A 22,237-nucleotide genomic window follows, 5' to 3' on the forward strand; every position below is an offset into this window, starting at 1 on the left:
ATCCAAGTAGCTATTGTGCTACGCCCCTTGACTTACGGACAAAGAGATTTGCCAAGGAATACTGATTTAACTCCGCAGTTGGAATAGCTGGATTCAGCCCCCAGAAGCGCAAATTCTCTGTATCTTCCGCCTTAGTTCGTAACGCAAAGTCTCGGCACAGATACTTCGAGGACTTAAGACTTTGGAAAGTCCATAGCCCAGATTCATTCAGCTGGGCATACCATCTATGCATCGAGCGACCAGTTTCATCAAAAGTACGATAGGCATTTGGACCTATAAAGATATACACTTGACCGCTTTCATATCTTGGCATTATTACATCCAGATATTCAGAGTGATAATCGACTATACCATAAGTATCTGGATCTGAAAATACATACATCGTGCCTCCTACACCCTGAGGACGAATCAAATCCAGAATCCCAGAGAAGTATTTCACCTTCAATGGGAGATCAGATATCAAAGAAGGAATAAGGGGATTATCACCCTTGAGAGCAAAGAAAGAAGAACGAGCATTCATTCGTATCTGCTCCGCAAAAGACTTGTGATCTATAGGAGCTATTTCTTTAGAGCCATCAAAGAGAATGGTTGGCAACAGTAAGGATTGTGGTGGAATATAGTCGCTTCCCGACTGTATGTATGTAACTCCAATCTTACTCTGACTATTAGTAAGTTTTCGTTGAACCTCATGACTCAACGTCCCTTTATCTGACCAAAGGGCAGCATGAATCTTTGCAACATCTCCCTCTGTAAAACTATTCTTGCTGGCAGAAATAGCCAAGTCCTGAAATGCCCCTGTCGTATATGAGGTCACTAAATGAGTTCCATATTTCTCGACTAACTCTGCAGCTGTAAGTTTCTTGAGATCTCGCACAAAACGCTTATGCAAGTAAAACTCAAAATCAGACACATCCCGAATATCATAACTTTCCGAGAGATATTTATAGCCCAGAATACTTCTGTAGATATAGCTCGCAGTTTCACTTGAAGTATATCTTTTGTTTGTATATCCCAAAGTCACAGGTTTATATTCAGCACCAACGGAAATCGTCAACGAATCACTGTAGGAGCGACTGTTCAGAATCGAGTAGGTTCGAATATACGGATCCTTAGGGTTCTCATCTCGTTCTATTTGCTCTGGAGCATAAGCCTCAGGATCAACAGGACGACCAAATGGAGACCAAGGATTATCCGCCGTCAAACGAGCCTTATCCAAGATATCCCATTCCGCAAAGCCATCCCGATCATTATTGGTATGCTTTATTAGATTAAAGCTTCTACCTAAGAAACGATCTGGAGCAAGCTCTCGCTCTGAAAGACCTCGGAGATAAGAGAACTTAGGATAGTCGTCTTGACCTGAGCTACTCTCTCTACTCTCTGGAGTTTTACTCTCTGGAGCATCACCATCCTTACAAGCCCCGAAGCTAAGCACAAGCAAGGCGATAAGGGAAACACATGGAAGCGTTCTTCTTACTTTCATTTTAGATTAGACTAAGACATAAAACCTATGTATGTGGCAGACCCTATCGTAGAGAAGGCACATCACATTGCAAATATATGGATATGTTCTGATATACCAAAAGGCAAGAGGAGAACACCTGAGTAGAAAGCGACGGGGCCACTACCGAAGGATATCGGCAGTGGCCCCGTAAAGAGGTATTCAGCGAAGCGCCGAATTACTTAGCGTTCTTAGCGAGGATCTCCTTGACCGTGTCGATCTCGAGCGAGTGAGCAGCACCCGACTGACCGATCGTACCGCTCATATAAGCAGCCTGCGTGTCTTCGCTGATGAGGCCTGACTCGATGAAGCTCTTGATACCTGCAGCCAGACGTGAGCCTGGGCAAGCAGCGTCTTCAGCGTAGTGAGCCGTCACACCGTAGCTGAGAGCCAGCTGACGAGCCAGAGTAGGATCGTAGCAGACAGCGCAGACGGGGACCGTAGCACGGAAAGAAGAGAGGTAGCGAGCCGTACGACCGGTGAAGCTATCGGTGATGATAGCCTGCGTGTCGATCTGCTCGACGCTACGTACAGCCTGCTTAGAGAGGAAGGCCGTCGTGGTGCTCACTTCCTTAGAGTAAGGCACTTCGTCGTTGTATTCGCGCTCAAGCGTCGTCTCAGCCTCACGGATGATGCTTGCCATCGTCTGGACAGCCTCGAGGGGGTACTTACCATTAGCCGTCTCACCAGAGAGCATGACAGCGTCGGTGCGGTAGTAGACAGCGTTAGCGATGTCGCTGACCTCTGCACGCGTAGGCAGGGGGTTGTCGATCATCGTGTGGAGCATCTGCGTAGCGACGATGACGGGCTTCTTAGCAGCGATACACTTCTTGATGATCATACGCTGGATGGAGGGGACCTTCTCAGCGGGGACTTCGATAGCGAGGTCACCACGAGCGATCATGATACCATAGCAAGAGTCGATGATCTCGTCGATGTTGTCGACACCTTCCTGGTTCTCGATCTTAGCGATGATCTTGATGTCGCTCTTGTGCTCGTCGAGGATCGTCTGGATCTCCTCGATGTCCTTCTTGTTACGGACGAAAGAGTGAGCGATGAACTCGATCTTCTGGGGGATAGAGTGCAGGATGTTGCCACGGTCCTTCTCGGTGAGTGAAGGCAGGTCGATGCGTACGCCAGGGACGTTGACGCTCTTGCGGCTACCGAGCTTACCGTTGTTCTGACAGACCGTGAAGAGCTTGTCGCCTTCCTTCTTCTCTACGTCAAAGGCAAGAGCACCGTCGTCGAGGAGGATGCGAGCACCTACGGGTACGTCGTGGACGAAGTTCACGTAGTTCACGTTGATGACTTCATTGTTGGTCTTGGCTTCGGGGTTAGCCTGGAAGATGACCTTGTCACCAGCGTGGAATTCGCGCTTGACTTCTGAGTCACCTTCGAGGACCGTCGTGCGGACTTCGGGGCCCTTCGTGTCCAGGAGGACAGCGACGCTGGGCGATACAGCACGCGTATTGTTGATGACCTGGGTGATACCCTCCTTCGTCATGTGGGCGGTGTTCATACGTACGACGTTCACGCCAGCTTCGACGAGCGGACGGATGAATTCTACGTCGCAGCGCAGATCCGAGATAGTAGCTACAATCTTAGTTTTCTTCATAATGCTTAATTGGGGTAATTTATTCGTGGGTCGGTAGAGGTAAGCCCCCACACACGGCTTCGATGGCTAAGCGGTATCCATCGAGACCGAAGCCCGTGATCGTCCCTCGGCAGGCCTCTGCGATGAGGGAGCGCTGGCGGATAGGCTCACGCTTATAGATATTGGATATATGGACTTCGATAGTGGGGGGAGTGATAGCCCGGAGGGCATCGGCCAAGGCCAAGGAGGTATGGGTATAGGCACCGGCATTGAGGATGATGGCGTCAGCGCCGGCATCGTGCAGCTCATAGAGCCTGTCAAGGAGCGCCCCCTCATGGTTCGACTGGAAATAGGTCAGACGAAGCTGGTGATCATAGCGCTGGTGCAGCTGCTCCAGGCAAGTGTCCATCGACATCGTGCCGTAGATGCTGGGCTCACGCTGGCCGATCCGAGCAAGGTTCGGCCCGTTAATGATCTCTATCCACATTCGTTATTTCGGGGGTATTCCTATTGTCTTCTTACCTTTGCAAAGATAAATTAAAATTCTCACTTTTTGAATGCTCCCTGACGATATACGCACGCAGTTCCTCTCGCACCTACGCTTCGAGCTCGGCCTCTCAGAGAATACGTGTGAGGCTTACCTCAGCGACGTCGATAAGCTCCTCAGCTACATGGACGTCGAAGGGCTCAGCATCGAAGCCATCGACTATCCACGACTGCAGCACTTCATCGCCACACTCCACGATCTGGGCATCGGCCCGACGTCGATCTCGCGCATTATCTCGGGTATCCGCTCCTTCGGACGCTATCTCCTCCTCGAGGGCTATGTAGATAGCGACCCCACAGCGCTCCTCGAGGTGCCACGCAAGGGACGCTATCTCCCGACCGTGCTGACGACCGCCGAGGTCGACCGCATCATCGAGGCCGCAGGGAGTAAGGGCGGTGTCGAGGGCCAGCGCAATCGTGCCATCATCGAGGTGCTCTTCAGCTGCGGCCTGCGTGTGAGCGAGCTGTGTCACCTGACCTTCCCCGACCTCTTCCTCGATGAGGGCTATCTGCGCGTACAGGGCAAGGGGAGCAAGCAGCGCCTCGTCCCGCTGAGTGACTCCGCCATCGCCGAGGTCACCCGCTACCTCCGTGATCCCGACCGTGCCACCCCGAAGCGCGGACAAGAAGACTACGTCTTCCTCAGCCGTCGTGGGCAAGCCATCTCCCGCATCACCGTCTTCGTCATGGTGCGCGAAGCCGCCGAGATGGCGGGCGTGGAGAAGAAGATCAGCCCCCACACCTTCCGTCACAGCTTCGCCACTGCGCTCCTCGAGGGCGGCGCGAACCTCCAAGCTATTCAGCTCCTCCTCGGTCACGAGGATGTAGCGACAACGGAGATCTACACCCACATCGACCGCACCAAGCTCCGCGAGCAGGTCGAGCGCTATCACCCCCGCAATCGCAGAGCGAGGTTGTAGCGTACCACCTCACCCCGACATACGAATAGCCACGAGGCTGGAGAGCTGATACTCTCCAGCCTCGTGGCGTGTATATCATTGGGTGAAGGCTATTCCCTCACGATCGTGACGTATAGATACTTGATGAGGTCCTTCACGCGGAAGTGCCCTACCCGCTCGGCTCCCCAAGTAAAGTAGGTGAACGATACACGCTCCCCGTCGTCTGACCATACCGCCGTCCCGGGCTTGATGACGATCCAATGAAGGCGAGCGATGCGGTTGCCCTTGGAGTCCGCCTTGATCAGCTTCGAGTCAATGAGCAGAAACGATCGGGTAGGCTTCCTCAGCGCTTCGATGATCGCTCTTCTGTGCGCTCTCTCAGAGCCCCAGCCCACGAAGCTCAACCTCTGTACAAAGCGCTCATTCGGGTAGATGCTCCTCAGCCAATACAGCATATCTTTCGGCGGGCTAAACAGCGCTAACGGCCCAGCCTTACCATCCACCCCGAAGAGCATATTCCGCCCCTCTCGCATCGCGCCTAAGAACATCCAGTCGATGCCCGAGATCCCTTCACGGGAACTCCCTCGCAGTCCCTTGCTTGCCTGCAGATAGAGGTCACCGACAGCACATATCCCCGTCTCGTAGAGGGCGAGCATAGCGGATATATAAGCCACAGGATCCGTGAGCATCAGATCGTAGGCAATAGCCGCAGGGCCGCAAAGCTCAGTAATCCCTTGATTGGGGAGGGGATAGGACAAGGTCGTCCCAGCGTATGGGTAGGACCGCAAGCGATCCGCCTCCTCTCGGGACATTTCTTGCCGACAGAAGCGTGCCTGCATCTCCAGCGCCACCTGCTCACGGTTATAGCACTCCCAGACGCGCGGGGAGGGCTCTGGGCTCTCAGCCAAGTATGTCAGGACCTTCCTCCCTACCGCAAGGGCATCAAGGGGCTCTGGAGATGGATCTGTCGGCTTCATTGTGTTCATAGGACGCTCATCATACGACCTTGTATCATCGCCCAGGTGCGGTAGGCGCCCCAGGCAAATAAATATCGACCGCAAACATAGCTATATTATCCGTACTGCTATAAGCCTCTCGAGCAAAGCAGGCAGTAGCCAGCCGTCTCCTAATGCCTTACGCACTTCGCCCCACATTGTAGCGACACAATGTGGGGCGAAGCTGTTTCTTTGGGGTGGCTATTTAGCCCTTCTGATACTCCGTCCATTCTTTGCCCAGGCGCCGAAGGAAACGCTGGGTCAGGAGCGCGGCCTTGGGGATGCCTATGACAAGGACTATCAGAACGAGAAGGCTTTGCAGTGGATTCATCGACGCCACATCCTGGGCATCTGCAAAGAAGAGTAGCCAGGCGAGGGTCGTATAGGCGACCATTAGGAGGATTCTACTCATCGCTTACCATCGTGCTAAAGGGTTAGTAATCGGTTTACTCTCCAAAGGAACACCTTTTTTTCGCATTTCGCAAAGGCCTCCATTTCCTACGGCGACGCTGTCCGCTCCTGCGGTCACTCGACTACAAACAAGCACAGGACATCTTGCCATCCAGCCGAAGAAAAGGCGTCCACCACTATGCCTAATCCTCCGTCCACGTACGTGGTCATAAAGTCTACGCACGCAAATCCTATGATCCACGTACGTAGACCTAACGACCACGTACGTAGACAAGGGTTTCTCTGTAGTGGTATGCAGTTTTCCACGAGGTGCGTGGGAAGTTTTCCTTCGCGCATTGGGAGAAATCCGAATAGTCAAGCAAAGCCGCTTGCACTACGGGAGTAAAGCGACATCGCCCCCACAGATTCGGCGGAATCTGTGGGGGCGATGCTTGATTCTTTGCTTCGGGGAGAAGCTGGAGGCGCTTACTCGGCTTCGGGCGTATAGCCTTCGGCAGGGCGCACGGGCTTCCCGATGAGGGTCGCTGCCGTGGCGGACTCGATGCGTACGTCCACGTATTGACCGACGCGGTAGCCTTGCTTGTCGAAGACGACGACCTTATTCTGCTGGCTACGCCCGAAGAGTTGTTCGCGGGAGCGCTTGCTGAAGCCCTCGATGAGGACCTCGAAGGTCTTCCCCACGTCACGCAGGTTGCTCTCGAGCGAGAGCTGGGTCTGCAGCTCGATCATCTCGTTGAGGCGGCGGATCTTCTCTTCCTCGGGGATATTATCGATGAGGTACTTGGCGGCATACGTCCCGGGGCGCTCGGAGTACTTGAAGAGGAAGGCATTGTCATAGCCGACCTCACGCATGAGGCTCAGCGTATCCTGGAAGTCCTCCTCGCTCTCGTCGTGGAAGCCGCAGAAGATATCCGACGTGATGGCACAGTCAGGCATAGCACGGCGGATAGCCGCGACACGCTCGAGGTACCACTCACGGGTGTAGTTGCGCTTCATGAGCTTGAGGATGCGGTCGTTGCCCGACTGCGCAGGCAGGTGGATATGCTTGCAGATATTCGGGTACTTCGCCATCACAGCGATGGCCTTGTCGTCCATATCCTTGGGGTGAGGCGAGGTGAAGCGGATACGGATCGTGGGTACGGCGAGGGCAACCTGCTCGAGGAGGTCACCGAAGTCGTACGTGCGATCCCCGTCCACAAAGCGGTAGGAATTCACATTCTGCCCGAGCAGCGTGATCTCACGATAGCCCTTGGCCTCGAGGTCCTTCACCTCACGGATGATGCTCTCCAGCTCACGGCTACGCTCACGGCCACGGGTGTAGGGCACGATGCAGTAGGAGCAGAAGTTATTGCACCCACGCATGATGGAGACGAAGCCCGAGAGGTTGAGCCCGCCGATCTTCAGCGGAAGGACATCCTTGTAGGTCTCAGTGGTGGAGAGCTGTACGTTGATCGCCTTCTCCCCGCGCTCGACAGCGCCGACGAGATTCGGCAGGTCGAGGTAGCTATCGGGGCCGACGACGAGGTCGACGTGGTGCTTCTCGATCAGCTCCCCCTTGGCACGCTCCGCCATACAGCCGAGGACGCCGATGATGATACGACGGCGCTTCTTGCGGCGGATGGAGTGATAGTAAGCGATGCGGTTGAGGACTTTCTGCTCGGCATTGTCGCGCACAGAGCAGGTATTGAGGAAGATAGCATCGGCCAACTCAGGGTCTTCGGTCAGGTGAAAGCCGTCCATCTGCATGATGGATGCGACGACTTCGCTGTCGGCGACATTCATCTGGCAGCCATAGGTCTCTATATAGACGCGGCGGGCGGTGGCGGTCGAAGGCTGAGCGCTCTGGGCGGGCTCGATCTTGGTCATGAACTATATGAATTGCTTAAGTGACGGTGGGAGGTGCGTAGACCTTCTTAAGAAGGGGTCTCTCCCGCAGTTGGAGATAATATATTTATCTGTATATTTGCAATGAAAATGTAAGATTTTTCATAGTTAAGGTTTTGGTTAATAGGTTGGAGCTGGCTGGGAAGTCAGCTCCGCTTTTTTTACCCTTACCAAGACCTTCTACGATCTTCATCCCATGCTATATATCAAGGGGCATCGCCGATACGCAGGAAGTGATAGCCCTCACTCTGGAGCCAGCGCACAGCTTCGGGCATCGCTACGCGCATATTCTTCTCTGCCTTGAGCGAGTCGTGGAAGACGATGATCGAGCCGTTGCGCGCATAGCGCTTCACGTAGCCGACGATGGTCTCCGGGCTGAGCTCGGCATTGTAGTCGCGCGTCACGACATCCCACATCACGATCTCGAAGCTATGACTAAGCTCTCGATTCTGCGAGAAGCGCAGATGCCCGTGCGGTGGACGGAAGTAACGTGAGTGGATGAGCTCATGCGCTTCGTAGACGTCGCGCATGTACTCCTTCGTCGAGTGGAAGATACCCTGGATATGATGGTAGGTGTGATTGCCTACCGTGTGACCACGGCGACGTATCTCCTCGAAGAGCTCGGGGTAGCGTCGCACATTGTCCGCCACGCAGAAGAACGTGGCCTTGATCCCCAACTCATCGAGCTGATCCAATACCCAAGGCGTGACCTCGGGTATCGGACCATCATCGAAGGTAAGGTAGATACTCTTGCCCTTGAGCGCGGGGATACGCCAGCGCGCTCCAGGCACGAGCATGCGGTACCACATAGGGACCCGACAGAGGATGCGCTCGATCATCGGCGGGAGAGCGGACTACTGAGCTACGCCCAGACGGCGGAGCAGCGCTGCGATCTCCTGCTCATAGCGGGAGAGCGCCTGCGAGTTGTAGTCCTTAGCGAAGTCGAGAGCGTAAGAGATAGCCGTATAAGCCTCCTGCAGCTCACCGTGGCGTGAGACTTCCTCGAGCTTCTCAGCAGGGAGCTGTACCGCCCAGGTCAGCGTGCTCAGCGCACGGCGGGCGATAGCCTGCAGCACGTGGTCAGCCTCAGCACGCATGTCAGCACGATAGAGGGCATCAGCGAAGTAGAGTGCGCTCGTCTCATAGGGGACGTTCTCCTCGAGGATGACGGAGAGACACTTCTTCAGTATGGCCTGTGCCTTCTGCTTATCGCCACGCTCGAGATAGCCATTAGCCAGAGGCGTGAAGATCTGATTGCGCAGGGTCGATACGATGCCACGGGCGTTCTCATCGAAGTACGTACCAGGGCGATCAGCACCGCACCAGCGGAACTTCGTCATCACCGTCTCGTACATACGATCCAGATTGCCGATGCCGTAGTCGATAGCACGGCCCGTGCTGTCGACACGTGGAGCGAGCGGGAGGAGCTGCGAAGCCATACCCGTCTGCACCATGCTGGCGGTCATTCCATTGAAGGCATTGCGGGGCGAGGTGATCGCCCAGTAGATAGGACGCTCCCACTTGTTGCCCGCGATGAGGTCGAGGACGCTGAGGCCACCGATATCGAGGAACTGACGGCCGTGCAGGCTCAGTGAGAAGTCGGGAGTGATATGCCCCGTGAGTGCGGGGAAGCTCTTCGCGATGCGCTGAGCGACAGCAGCCGAGTCGACGGCGACGTAGAGGTCGGGCGAGGGCAGCATAGCAGGCGAGCCAGGGCCATGACCCTGCAGTGCCTTATAAGCCTCCTCGACGCTCAGGCGCTCACCGCCATTGGGGCTGACGAGAGCGTAGTTGTTGTAGTAATAATAGGACTTGGGCAGGAGACCGATGGGCAGAGGCTTGCCTTCGTAGGCCTGCTTCTTCATCTGGTCGATGTACCAGTCACCCGAGAGATAGGAGAGGTTGACGGTGCGGACGTCCGTGCGGATGCCCTCGACTTCCTGTGCGTACCAGAGGGGGAAGGTATCGTTGTCACCGTAGCAGAAGAGGATGGCATTCGGCTCACAGCTCTCGAGGTAGTTGCGGCCCATGTCGCTGGCGACGGTACGACCCGAGCGGTCGTGGTCGTCCCAGTTCTGCCCTGCCATCTGTATGGGTATGAGCAGGAGCACCAGCGAAGCGACACCTGCAGCAGCCGTAGAGATGGTGACAGGCGCGTCCTCATCACTGGTCTTCTTCGCAGGCTGCTTGGAGAGATAGCGGCTGGCGGTCGTAGCGATAGCAGCCACACCGAAGCCCACCCAGATAGCGAAGGCGTAGAACGATCCCACATAAGCGTAGTCACGCTCACGAGGCTGACCAGGATACTGGTTGAGGTAAAGCACGATGGCGATACCCGTCATGAAGAAGAGCATGAAGGTCACCCAGAAGCTCTCCACACCACGACGCCCGCGACCGATCTGGAAGAAGAGACCGATGAGCCCGAGGATCAGCGGGAGGGCGTAGTAGACATTGTGCCCCTTATTGGCGGTCATATCCTCGGGGTGCGTATCGCTATCCCCGTAGAAGAAGCTATCGACGAAGGGAATACCCGTAGCAGCGCCACCACGCAGGAGGCCGCCGTCACCCTGAAGGTCATTCTGGCGTCCGGCGAAGTTCCACATGAAGTAGCGCCAGTACATGTAGGTCAGCTGGTAGTTAAAGAAGTAGGTGAGGTTGTCCCCGAAGGTAGGCTGCGACATATCATCGGCAGCACGCCCCATCCACGTATTGTACATCTGCGCATGACCACGGTCATAGACACGGGGGAAGAGCATCATGCTCGAGCCCTCATAGACGGGCTCATCCTTGGGCGCACGTGCTACATAGCGATCGGGGTCAGAAGGCTGAGCCTTATCGACACGCCCATAGGTAGGCTCACCTTCGTCAAACTCAGGACGGCCGTCGGCGCCGTACTTATAGGGCGATGCGAAGGTAGGGCCGTAGAAGAGCGGTGCCGAGCCGTACTGCTCACGCGCCAGATAGTAGCGGAGCGAGAAGGCATCAGCAGGCGCATTCTCATTCATCGGAGGGTCAGCCACCGCACGCACGAGGATCACCCCGTAGGAGGAGAAGCCCATAGCGATAGCCACGAGCGACATCTGTACCGTCTGGACGGCACGTGCGCGAAGACCCTTATATAGGTAGAAGAAGGCAATGATACCTGCCGCCAGTGCGAGGGCGACGAGACCATTCCCGATGAGGGGAAGCCCCATCAAGATCAGCGACAGAGCGATAGAGATACGGAAGCGATGTGAGCCGAGGAGCTTGGGATCCTGCACCGCACGGTCGGCTTCGTAGACGCCCCAGATAAGGACGGCGACGAGTACCGCGAGGTAGATATACAGCCCTTGGTTGTAGCTGAGACCGCAGGTATTGACGAAGAACATATCCCACTTCCCTGCGAGCTTAGGCACACCCTGCACGACCCCGTACATCATCAGCCCGACGAGGGCGAAGGAGCCGAGGAGCGCCAGAGCGCTACCCTTGAGCGTGGGTGTCGTGGCACGGCGGTAGTAGTAGACCAGCGCCATGGCGGGCAGACAGAGCAGGTTCAGCAGGTGCACCCCGATACTGAGGCCCATCAGATAGGCGATCAGCACCAGCCAGCGGTCCGAGCGCTCGTACTCGCTGCGCTCCTCCCACTTAAAGATCAGCCAGAAGACCACCGCGGTGAAGAGCGAGCTGAAGGCATACACCTCCGCCTCGACAGCGCTGAACCAGAAGGAGTCGGAGAACGTGTACACCAAGCTACCCACCAGACCAGAGCCGAGGATAGCGATAGCCTGCCCCATCGTCATCACCTCACCAGCGGGCTCAAAGCCCTGCTTGCCGAGATGCGCGCGAGGCGTCAGCACACGGCGCACCATGTGGGTGATCGTCCAGAAGAGGAAGAGGATCGTGAGGCCACTCAGCACGGCACTCGTGGCATTGGTCATCAGTGCCGCACGCTCAGGGCTACCACCCAGATGCGAGATCACATTATAGACCAGCATGTAGAAGGGCGCGCCAGGAGGGTGCCCGATCTCGAGCTTGTAGTCACAAGCGATGAACTCCGCACAGTCCCACAGGCTCGCTGAGGGGCCGATCGTGAGCAGATAGGTGAGCGTAGCGACTGCGAAGATCGCCCAGCCCAGGAGGTTATTTGCTCGGTTAAATTGCTTCCAATTCATGTATATCTCTATTAGATGTGCGACCCGCCACGAAGGGTCAGGACACACTACAATGCCTACAAAGATAGCTATATAGGCTGATACCTGCCGTGCCGCAGCACGGCCCTATACAGCAAGAGCGGGTACTACTGAGATGTAGTACCCGCTCTCTTGGTGACCCCGGTGAGGCTCGAACTCACGACCCAGTGATTAAGAGTCACTTGCTCTACCAACTGAGCTACAGAGTCATTTTCCCTTGTTCGGCTCACCACCTTGGTGCGTGGGAGCGTTTTCAGAACGGGTGCAAAGGTAGTGCAAACATTTGAATTACACAAGACACCACCCGCAAACTCATCAAAAAACTCCCGATAGACCTCTCCAAAGTGACACGCAAGCCCTGCACCTTATCGCAGGTATTCCTCTTATTCAACGGAAGGAAAAGTTTCCTTCTCGTGAAGAAAAAAGCGTCTTCACGTAGTAGTTTTTCTCTGTCTACGCACGTAGTCTTAAAGACCAGGTACGTAAATCCAAAGATCCACGTACGTAGATATTAGAGCCACGTACGTAGTCCAAACTTTTCTGCCACTCGTCCATAACTTTTGTCCCTACGCGGAGCAACAACCTAATAGAGGTCACTTCGCAAAGCTATATAGTTTTCTTCGCCATCCTATATAGATTGGTGATGCGATCAATATAGGTTCACACGACCCTCCCCCGCACATCGCACAGCCCCTTCCCCGATGAAGGAGAAAAAGCAAGCCCCACGGCAGGTCACTTAAGTGACGAGCCGTGGGGCGGGTACTTGTATATGGGGCGTAGGCTTACTCGCGCCAGTAGCGACGCTGGATGCGCGTCGAGAGGGTCGTGAGAATCTCGTAGGGAATCGTGTCACAGGCTTCGGCAAGCACCGTGATGGGGCGCTCTTCGCCACCGAAGATAAGGACTTCGTCCCCCACCCGCGCCTCGGGCACGTCGGTGATATCGATCATACAGGCATCCATACAGACATTGCCGATAGTCGGGCACAGGCGGCCGTGCAGGAGCACCGAATAGGCACCGCGACTCAGACGGCGTGAGAAGCCGTCGGCATAACCGATAGGGATGACCGCGATGCGTGAGGGGCGGGAGGTGATGCCACGACAGCCGTAGCCGATAGCTTCGCCTGCGGGGAGCTCACGGATCTGCAGGAGGACGGTCGTCAGGCGAGCGATAGGCTCTACCCCAGGGCGCCCCGTAGCACTCACCCCATAGAGGCCGATGCCGAGGCGTGCCATATCGAGAGCGTATTCGGGGAAGCGCTCGATACCTGCCGTATTCAGCAGGTGACGCTTCGGCTGATAGCCGAGGGCAGCCGTAAGGGCTTCGGTAGCGGCGATGAAGGTCTTCGCCTGACGCTCGGTGAAGTCACGCTTGTCGGGCTCGTCGGCTGCGGCCAGGTGCGAGAAGACCGAGCTGACACGCAGCTCGGGATGCTCACGGAGATAAGCCCCTACGGCAGGGAGGTCAGCAGGCGCAAAGCCCAAGCGGTGCATACCGCTATCGACCTTGAGATGGATAGGGAAGGCGGTGATGCCTGCGATGCGCGCACGTTCGCACAGCCCCTCGAGGAGCTCCATACTATAGACCTCGGGCTCGAGGCGGTGCGAGAAGAGGGTATCTGCCACCGACAGCTCGGGGTTCATAATCATAATGTGGGTGCGGATGCCCTTGTCACGCAGCTCACGTCCTTCGTCCGCCACAGCTACGGCGAGGTAGTCGACACGGTGCTCCTGGAGTGTGCGCGCCAGCTCGAAGGCACCCGTCCCGTAGCCATCGGCCTTGATCATACAGATGAGCGGATGCTCGGGCGGCAGGAGCGAGCGGTAGTGATTGAGGTTGTGCACGACAGCGCTGAGATCGATATCCAGCACCGTCTGATGCTCACGGGAGGAGAGACGGCGGTAGACTTGGTCGAGAGCAAAGCGACGTGCGCCCTTGATGAGGATGCAGGAGTCGTGCAGACGCGACAGGAGGGGCGAAGCTAAAAGCTCGCTCGTCGTCGCAAAGAAGTGCGTATGCGCAGCGTCAAAGAGCCCCGCCGAAGCCGTGAGATGCTCCCCGACAGCGAAGACTTCGTCCACGCCATAGCTCTGGATGAGGCCTGCGACCTCGGCATAGAGGTCGGCATCACTACGTCCGCTCCCCTCGATATCGGAGAGCAGGAGCACGGGGCGAGCGCCCGTAGCCGAAGCCCGACGACGTAGGAAGTCCAGCGCGATGGAGAGTGACTGCAGGTCACAGCTGTAGGCATCATCGATGAGGGTATTGCCCTGCAGGCCGTCCTTGACCTCCAGACGCATCGAGATGCTGGTGAGGGCACGCCACGCTTCGGGCACAGCAAGGAGCTGGGGAGCCAGAGCCGCCACGAGGGTCAGACAGCAGGCAATATCCTCGAGGTAGGCCGCATCGGTGAAGGGAACGGTCAGCGGATATTCTTCGCCAGCCACCACGCAGACGAGCGCTGTCGTGGTACTCGTCGTCTCGGTCGTGCGGACGTAGACCGTGGCGGCAGGATCCTGATGACTCCAGGTGTAGTGGGACTTCGTGGGGAAGCGCTCACGCATTGCCTCAGCGACCAAGGGCGTGTCGAGGCTATAAAAGAGCGAGGTGGAGCGCTTGAAGAGACGGAGCTTCTCATCGAGCTTCTCCTCCAGCGAGGCGAAGCCCTCCTGATGTGCGCTACCGAGCGAGGTGAAGACACCGAGCTGAGGCGCGATGACTTCCTCCAGCGCCGCCATCTCACCAGGGCGGGAGATCCCCGCTTCGATGAGGGCGACTTCGTCCGTAGCGGTGATGCTCAGCACAGAGAGCGGTACGCCGATCTGCGAATTGTAGCTGCGGGGTGAGCGCATCGTATGGAAGCAGGGCGAGAGGAGCTGATAGAGCAGTTCCTTGACGACGGTCTTCCCGTTGCTCCCCGTGATACCGATGGTATGGAGCAGGGGGAAGCGCTCGCGGTGCGTGCGTGCCAGCGCCTGCAGTGCCGTGATCGAGGAGGTGACGACATACCAGTTGCACCCGCTGTACTTCGCCTCCGTCTCGCTCGAGAGTTGCTCGACGACGAAGCTCCTTACCCCACGCTCATAGAGCGACTCGATATAGCGGTGCCCGTCACCCGACTCCGTGCGGATGGCGAAGAAAAGCGTCTCCTCGGGCGTGAGGAGCGAGCGGCTATCGGTGAGTATATGGCTCACAGCTCGGTCGTGCGACAGATGCGGTGTGACCGCAAAGGCCATAGCGAGGGTGGCGGGAGAGAAGGATGGGGAAACTAATCTATCCATGAGGGTAAGTCGTGAAGCTGAGCGGAGGGGTACTGCGAGCGGAAGGCGGCGATGCGCTCACGGAGAGCGGCCAGACGCGCCGTATGCTCGGCTCCCTCAGCATGTAAAGGGCGGTGACGAAGTTCTTGATGCAGGCGGTGCGCTAAGGGCAAAGCCTTCTGCACCGCTTCGTCGAGTGCCCACGCGGTGAAGCGCTCGGCGACGATACGCTGTGCCAAGGGGGAAGGATGCACCATATCCTCGGCATAGAAGCGGTAGTCGCGGAGCTCGTCGAGTACCAATTCGTAAGAGGGGAAATAAAAGCAAGTCGCAGGGAACTGCTCCGTGAGTGCCTCGGAGAGAAGCAGGAGCGTCGCCTTGCTGAGGGCATTGCCGTGGGCACCGTCACGCAGATGACGCACGGGGCTCACCGTCTGAATGATCGTCAGCTCGGGGAAGCGCTCACGAAGACGCTCAATGAGTGGGCGCCAAATCTGAAGGAGCATCTCTAAGCTCACACGCTCACGGACGAACGTCCGCTCGGGGAGCTTGTGGCAGTTGCTCACTACCTGACCCGCTACTCCGCCATATTCGTCACCCGCAAGGCGGTAGACATAGGCCGTGCCGTAGGTGAGGAGTAGGGAGCGCAGCTGAGGTAGCGCCGTCTGCACCGCTTCGTACGAAGCATTCATCAGACGGAGGGCTTCCTCCGCCGCTCGGGCAGAGAAGCGCCCATGATGAAGGAAGGAGTGGTAGAGCCCGCCATGCTCGAAGAGGTCCGCTTCGGTGAAGGGTTCACCAAAGAAGAGGCGCTCGATGCCGGCTGCTATCGAGAGCGGATTGTACTGGATACCTAAGGGATTGACTTGGAGCTGCAGGCCTCCATCACGGAGGTAAGCGCCGATATGCTCACTGAAGCACGAGCCGAAGCTGAGGGCTTGCTGCCCGTAGCCCAAGCGTGGAGGCGAGGGCGGTAGCGTGACGGGAGTATGGAGCTGAGGCATAGGCAGAGCGAATATCTTGGGGGCGAAGGACTACCGATGAGGACGCCCCGACTTGCGCCCTGTGCGATGCCCCGCGAGCTGCGGGTAGAAAGCCGAGGGGATATGCTCTATCGTGTAGCTCCCATCAGCCTCTATATCGAGGGCGAGGATATCGTAGCGCACCTCCAGATCGAGGGCACGCTGACGGATGTAGGCATTGGCGGCGGAGATGAGGAAGGCTTGCTTCTCTCGGGTGACGGTCGTGCGAGCTTCGGCGAAGCTCCCGACTCCACGTGTCTTGACCTCGGCGATGACGAGCGTCTCACCCCACTGGGCGATGATATCGATCTCACGGTGCTGGTGGCGCCAGTTCCGCTCGAGGATGGAGTAGCCGTGGCGCTCCAGATAGCGGCAGGCTAACTCTTCACCAGTCGCACCCGTCTTGAGATGTTGGTCCATAGCAGATCGCTCTGTGCCTTGTCGGGGTCGAAGGTCTCGATATGGCGCACACGCTTGTCGGGGATGATCTCGTCGATAGCGATGAGGATACCCGTCTCCTCGACGTGGCCAAAGTCCTCGTTGATCGCCGTGCCGAAGACACGCATCTCGGGCGAGAGTGCCATGTAGGCATTGACCAGCGGAGGGATGTTCAGCCCGATCTCACGCACGGCCTTGTTCAGCGCGCGGTAGTTCTCCAGACGGTCATCCGAGGAGAAGAGCTCGCGGATCTCAGCCTCGTCGACGACGATGGGCAGCGGATCGGTGGGGCGAACTAAGTGATCGGGATCGGGGAAGTGCTTGTCGAGGAAGTAGAGGATGAGGTTGCGCGCATGGGGATCATAGTCCTCATACATCGTGACCTTGCCGTAGAAATACTTCATCGCAGGGTTGAGTACCGTCAGCGCACCGAGGCCATCCCAGAGGTTGTCCAGCGCGAAGAGGCTCTTAGCCCCCATACGCGTAGACTGGTAGGGCAGGGAGACGAAGGAGCGTCCCAGCTCGATCGTCACGGGGAGGTAGTCTGCGAGGAAGCGGGGGCTGAACTCAAAGAGCTCTGCCGTCGCCAGGCGTGGACGCCCCGTGGCTTCGTCCATCTGTACCTCGTCGCCGAACATAAAGCGGTAGCCACCGAGAATAGCTCCTTCGGCGGGGTCCCACACGATGAGCTGACGATAGCCGTCGTCGGCGAGGTCAAACTCATCGACGTCGCAGTCACGCCCCGTACCGCCGCCGTAGAAGCGGAAGGCCTCTTCTCGCAAGCGCCCGATCTCACGCATCGTCTCGGGAGCCGTGCTGGCATGGAAGACGTAGATCTCGTTCCCACCCTTATTCGTCGCGCGAAGGAGCTTGTCGGGGGTGAGTTCTTGGCGGATGAGATCCGCAGAGACAGGGGCGATGATCGGTGTGGTAAACATCAGCGCTTGGTCAGTGTAGCATCATACTCATCGCGGAGCTGGTAGCTCAGCGCACGGATACGCTGAGCCTCCTGCTGAGGCGTAAGGCCGCTGTCACGCAGACTCTGCCAAGAGATCGGCTCCCCGACGATGACCTTGAAGTGACTGCCGTGAGCACGGAAGAGCTCATCGGGAAGGAGGGCTTGCCCTGGGTCGAACTTCATCTTCAGCGCCTCCTTGATGTGCCAGATCCAGTAGAAGTGGCGGCTATTCTGCCCGACGTAGTGCAGCGGCACGATGTCGCGCTCGTTGGCGATGGCCTGCGAGACGAAGGTCTTATGCCAAGGGCGGTCCTGCAGCTTGCCGTCGAAGATACGCGAGCATGAGCCCGCGGGGAAGGTGCCGATAGGCACGTCGGAGCGCATCGCCTCCTGCAGCATCGTGATGGACTCACGACCCTGCGAGCCCTGGCGGTTATTCACCGGCAGGAAGACCGACTGGAGCGGGCGGAGGTAATACAAGAAGTCGGTGACCATGTAGCGCACGTCGCCGTAGCGCTTCCCCAGCATATAGGAGAGGGAGATGCCGTCCATACCACCCAGCGGATGGTTGCAAACGAAGATGCAGCGCCCCGACTCGGGCAGGCGCTCGGGGTGTACCCATTCGGTCGTGACAGCGAACTCCCCCATCAGGGCTTCGAGGAAGTCCATACCATCAAGGTGCCCATAGCGGTAGAGGATATCATTGATCTCCCGCTGATGGATGATGCGCTCGAGGAGGCGCAGGACGAATGGGGGGAGGCGCTTACCCGCCTTCTCCTCCAGTACCTTCCCGATATGGATAGCCAGGGGATGGTCCTGCGAGGAGTATTGGGGTTGCTCGGTCAGTGGTTGCATCGCGATAGGACTAGTTGCCAGAGAGCTGGCGGATGCTCTGCTCGATCGTGGCGATACGGCTCTCAGCGTCGGCCTTCTTCTTGCGCTCGAGGCTGATAACTGCCTCGGGAGCCTTGCTCACGAAGCTCTCATTGCTCAGCTTCTTCTCTACGCCAGCGAGGAACTTCTGCTGGTACTCGAGGTCGGCACGGAGCTTCTTCAGCTCTTCCTCCACATCGATGTAGGCAGCCATAGGCACGGCGAATTCGTCCGTCCCGATGACGAAGGTCACAGCACCCTCGCTACGCACGCCGCTGCGGTCGATAGCCGAGAGGCCTGCCATCTTGATGAGGACTTCATCAAGCTCGGTGGGGTAGCTGGGGCTTGCCTCGAGGCCAAGGGCTTCGCGGGGCGAGAGGTTCTTGCTGGTACGCAGGCTGCGTACGGTGGTGATGATCTCCTGAGCGGCAGCGAAGCGTGCGAGGAAGGCTTCATCGTAGGCCTCGGCAGGGCGCTGCTGAGCGTTCATGATGCTCTCACCATCGGCGCGCTCGGCGAGGTTCTGCCACAGCTCTTCGGTGATGAAGGGCATGAAGGGGTGGAGGATACGCAGGATCTCGTCGAAGAAGTCCAGCGCCTCACGGCAGGTCGTCTCGTCGATGGGCGAGCCGTAGGCAGGCTTGATGAGCTCGAGGTAAGAGGAGGAGAAGTCATCACGGATGAGCTTGTAGACGAGGGTCAGTGCTTCGCTGATACGATACTTAGCGAAGAGGTCGTCAAGCTCGGTAGCCGCCTTGCTGAGCACCTGACGCATCCAGTAGGAGGCCAGACGCGAGGCCTCGGGCTGAGGCGCAGCTGCAGCTTCGGCCGTCCAGCCCTTGACGAGGCGGAAGGCGTTCCAGATCTTATTACAGAAGTTACGACCCTGCTCGCAGAGTGATTCGTCGAAGAGGATATCGTTCCCAGCAGGGGCGCTCATGATGAGGCCCATACGCACGCCGTCAGCGCCATACTTGTCGATGAGCAGCAGGGGGTCAGGCGAGTTACCGAGGGTCTTGGACATCTTACGGCCCTGGTTGTCGCGGACGATACCGGTGAGGTAGACGTTCTCGAAGGGCTTCTTCCCCTGGAATTCGTAGCCTGCCATGATCATACGCGCTACCCAGAAGAAGAGGATATCTGGCCCGGTGACGAGGTCAGAGGTGGGGTAATAGTATTCGAGCTCCTTGTTGCCTTTGCTCAGTGCGGGAGCGAAGACGGTGATAGGCCAGAGCCAAGAGGAGAACCAGGTGTCGAGGCAGTCGCTCTCACGGCGCAGGTCAGCGGCGGTGAGATCAGCGTTCTTCTCCTGTGCCAGACGAAGCGCCTCCTCATCACTAGCAGCGACGACGAAGCTACCATCAGGCAGGTAGTAGGCTGGGATGCGGTGCCCCCACCAGAGCTGACGGCTGATGCACCAGTCCTTGATGTTCTCCATCCAGTGGCGGTAGGTATTCTTGAACTTCGCAGGGTGCAGACGGATCTCGTCGTTCATCACCGCATCGAGGGCGGGCTTAGCGAGGCCATCCATCTTGAGGAACCACTGCATCGAGAGCTTAGGCTCGATGGGTACGAAGGTACGCTCGGAGTGACCTACCTTATTCGTGTAGTCCTCGACCTTCTCCATCAGACCAGCAGCGATGAGGTCTGCCTCGATCTTCTTACGCACGTCGAAGCGGTCCATACCAGCGTAGGCACCGCCATGCTCGTTGAGCGTGCCGTCGTCGTGGAAGATATCGATCGTCTGGAGCTGGTGCTTCTCACCGAGCATATAGTCATTGACGTCGTGTGCAGGCGTGACCTTCAGACAGCCCGTACCGAACTCGATGTCGACGTACTCGTCCTCGATGACGGGGACTGCACGGCCGACGATAGGCACGATGAGCTTCTTGCCACGGAGGAAGCTGTAGCGCTCGTCATTGGGATTGATACATACGGCGGTGTCCCCCATGATGGTCTCGGGACGGGTCGTAGCGACGACGACATACTTGTCTGCCTCGCCCTCGACGAAGTAGCGCAGATAATAGAGCTTACCCTGCTGCTCCTGATAGATGACCTCCTCGTCGCTGAGGGCGGTCTGTGCCTTGGGGTCCCAGTTCACGACACGCACGCCGCGGTAGATGAGCCCCTTGCGGTAGAGGTCGACGAAGACGTCGATGACGCTCTGGCTACGCTCATCGTCCATGGTGAAGGCGGTACGCTCCCAGTCGCAGGAAGCACCGAGGCGCTTGAGCTGCTCGAGGATGATGCCCCCGTGCTCGCGCGTCCAGTCCCAAGCGTGCTCGAGGAAGGCTTCGCGCGTGAGGTCGTGCTTCTGGATGCCCTGAGCCGCCAGACGGCCGACGACCTTCGCTTCGGTAGCGATAGAGGCGTGGTCGGTACCAGGTACCCAGCAGGCGTTGAAGCCACGCTGACGCGCACGGCGCACGAGGATATCCTGGATACTATTATTGAGCATGTGCCCCATGTGCAGCACACCCGTGACGTTGGGGGGAGGGATGACGACGGTATAGGCAGGGCGATGATCGGGGGTCGAGTGGAAGAGCTTGTGCTGCATCCAGTACTCATACCATCTATTCTCCACAGCCTCGGGGCTGTACTTGGTTGCTAACTCCATAATAGTGGACTTCGTAATGTATCTATATAGTTTATTCTGTTGACTGCTTTGCACCCTGAGACGGACACCCTCTTGTGAAGGGAGCCACCTATGGGAGCTACAAATTTACATCAATCAGACGGATTGCAGGCGCACGAAGCCTCTACCGTGCCCCTCCGGGGCGCAGCACAGTGCGTAGAGAGCGTGACTTCGCTCGGAGGATGTGTAGGGGGAAGGGGGGTATTAGATGCTAAAGTAAAGGCAGGCGATGCCAAAAAGGCCCATGAATAAAAAGCTAACTCCTGCGACACCGAGGAGGATGATACCACGCTCCAAGCCACGACGATCCGCAAGGCGTACGCCCCACGTCAAAGCGATGAGATTCGGAACGAAGAAGGAGAGAATAAACAGCCAACGAGGATGTGAAGCAATGACATAGCATGCCGCCTGGACCCCAATGAATAGGAGCAGCGAAACGACAGATAGCCAAATGACCAGATCTCGGTGACGGTATCTCCGTGCGAGTGGGTGATTCATTGGTAGGGTGCAGTTGATGATATGTTTTGATTCGCGCGTAATTTGGCAGTACAAATATATGAAGATTTCAATATACACAGGCAAGGCACTCCACCCGACTTCTCGCCACGCCCGTTTTCCTGATATCAAATATCTTAACGCTCCTCCCTATCTACAGCAAGAGTATGCCGAAAGCCGGCACCAAGCTAAGGCTCGCAGTACCCTCATCCTCTCATAGTAGCACCTCATCCCGCCACAGCTATTTGTCTCATCCTGTAGAAGAGGAAGCCGCATTTCCGCGGAGAAAAACGCTGCTCCCCATAGTGCTTTTCTCTATCCACGCACGTAGTCTTAATGACCAGCTACGTAAATCCAAATATCCACGCACGTAGATTTTAGAGCCACGCACGTAGACGAAACTTATCTGGCACTGATCTGCAACTATTATTCGCGTACTTCGGTAGGCATTCCACTACTGCTCCCCGCTTTTTTCTCCGAGAGATGCGAGGCCCCTTCACTGCAAGGCGGACGAAGGGACAGCTACGCACACTGACGTCGATACAAGACGAAGGGGATGA

The 22,237-nt window shown here is 57.3% G+C and carries 15 protein-coding genes and 1 tRNA gene; 1 reads left to right on the forward strand and 15 read right to left on the reverse strand.

Annotation, left to right across the window (positions count from 1 at the left end; genetic code table 11):
* Positions 1-10: 10 nt before the first annotated feature.
* From IEX77_RS07865 to IEX77_RS07875, 3 genes are all read right to left on the reverse strand, one after another.
* Positions 11-1,480 carry an MACPF domain-containing protein gene (locus tag IEX77_RS07865; protein WP_188808431.1) on the reverse strand — a complete coding sequence of 490 codons (1,470 nt, stop codon included), beginning with the start codon at positions 1,478-1,480 and terminating at the stop codon, positions 11-13.
* 196 nt (positions 1,481-1,676) lie between these two features.
* A complete protein-coding gene (gene pyk / locus IEX77_RS07870) occupies positions 1,677-3,113 on the reverse strand; it encodes a pyruvate kinase (protein ID WP_188808432.1) in 1,437 nt (478 codons plus the stop codon).
* Positions 3,114-3,132: 19 nt separating this feature from the next.
* Positions 3,133-3,579 carry a type II 3-dehydroquinate dehydratase gene (locus IEX77_RS07875; RefSeq protein WP_188808433.1) on the reverse strand — a complete coding sequence of 149 codons (447 nt, stop codon included), beginning with the start codon at positions 3,577-3,579 and terminating at the stop codon, positions 3,133-3,135.
* A gap of 70 nt (positions 3,580-3,649) precedes the next feature.
* Between IEX77_RS07875 and IEX77_RS07880 the strand changes: the two genes are divergently transcribed.
* Positions 3,650-4,558: a site-specific tyrosine recombinase gene (locus IEX77_RS07880; protein WP_188808434.1), complete on the forward strand. Its 909-nt coding sequence runs from the start codon at positions 3,650-3,652 to the stop codon at positions 4,556-4,558.
* Positions 4,559-4,647: 89 nt separating this feature from the next.
* Here the strand turns inward: IEX77_RS07880 and IEX77_RS07885 are convergent, their stop codons facing one another.
* From IEX77_RS07885 to IEX77_RS07940, 12 genes are all read right to left on the reverse strand, one after another.
* Positions 4,648-5,523 (reverse strand): hypothetical protein, encoded by an 876-nt coding sequence (locus tag IEX77_RS07885; protein ID WP_188808435.1) that lies wholly within the window; start codon positions 5,521-5,523, stop codon positions 4,648-4,650.
* 214 nt (positions 5,524-5,737) lie between these two features.
* Positions 5,738-5,944, reverse strand: coding sequence for a hypothetical protein (locus IEX77_RS07890; RefSeq protein WP_188808436.1), 207 nt, complete (start codon positions 5,942-5,944; stop codon positions 5,738-5,740).
* Between the two features lie 464 nt (positions 5,945-6,408).
* Complete coding sequence (gene miaB, locus IEX77_RS07895; protein ID WP_188808437.1) at positions 6,409-7,809, reverse strand: tRNA (N6-isopentenyl adenosine(37)-C2)-methylthiotransferase MiaB; 1,401 nt, start codon at positions 7,807-7,809, stop codon at positions 6,409-6,411.
* Between the two features lie 224 nt (positions 7,810-8,033).
* Positions 8,034-8,666 (reverse strand): polysaccharide deacetylase family protein, encoded by a 633-nt coding sequence (locus tag IEX77_RS07900; RefSeq protein ID WP_188808438.1) that lies wholly within the window; start codon positions 8,664-8,666, stop codon positions 8,034-8,036.
* Between the two features lie 15 nt (positions 8,667-8,681).
* Entirely contained in the window at positions 8,682-11,978 is a 3,297-nt protein-coding gene (locus IEX77_RS07905; RefSeq protein ID WP_188808439.1) for a glycosyltransferase family 117 protein, read from the reverse strand.
* 151 nt (positions 11,979-12,129) lie between these two features.
* Positions 12,130-12,205, reverse strand: a tRNA-Lys gene (locus IEX77_RS07910).
* A 573-nt stretch (positions 12,206-12,778) separates the two neighbouring features.
* Positions 12,779-15,277: a bifunctional UDP-N-acetylmuramoyl-tripeptide:D-alanyl-D-alanine ligase/alanine racemase gene (locus IEX77_RS07915; protein WP_188808440.1), complete on the reverse strand. Its 2,499-nt coding sequence runs from the start codon at positions 15,275-15,277 to the stop codon at positions 12,779-12,781.
* Positions 15,265-16,260, reverse strand: coding sequence for a GSCFA domain-containing protein (locus tag IEX77_RS07920; protein ID WP_188808441.1), 996 nt, complete (start codon positions 16,258-16,260; stop codon positions 15,265-15,267). Before IEX77_RS07920 ends, IEX77_RS07915 begins: the two co-directional genes overlap by 13 nt.
* Positions 16,261-16,290: 30 nt before the next feature.
* Positions 16,291-16,698 (reverse strand): YraN family protein, encoded by a 408-nt coding sequence (locus tag IEX77_RS07925; protein ID WP_188808442.1) that lies wholly within the window; start codon positions 16,696-16,698, stop codon positions 16,291-16,293.
* On the reverse strand, positions 16,656-17,654 hold the full coding sequence (glsB, locus tag IEX77_RS07930) for a glycine N(alpha)-acyltransferase GlsB (RefSeq protein ID WP_188808443.1): 999 nt from the start codon (positions 17,652-17,654) through the stop codon (positions 16,656-16,658). The genes IEX77_RS07925 and glsB overlap by 43 nt, the downstream gene beginning before the upstream one ends.
* A complete protein-coding gene (gene glsA, locus IEX77_RS07935) occupies positions 17,654-18,529 on the reverse strand; it encodes a 1-acyl-sn-glycerol-3-phosphate acyltransferase (protein WP_188808444.1) in 876 nt (291 codons plus the stop codon). Before glsA ends, glsB begins: the two co-directional genes overlap by 1 nt.
* Positions 18,530-18,539: 10 nt before the next feature.
* Positions 18,540-21,164 carry a valine--tRNA ligase gene (locus tag IEX77_RS07940; protein ID WP_188808445.1) on the reverse strand — a complete coding sequence of 875 codons (2,625 nt, stop codon included), beginning with the start codon at positions 21,162-21,164 and terminating at the stop codon, positions 18,540-18,542.
* Positions 21,165-22,237 lie beyond the last annotated feature (1,073 nt).

It is taken from the genome of Porphyromonas pasteri (assembly GCF_014647755.1).
Taxonomy (GTDB): Bacteria; Bacteroidota; Bacteroidia; order Bacteroidales; family Porphyromonadaceae; genus Porphyromonas; species Porphyromonas pasteri.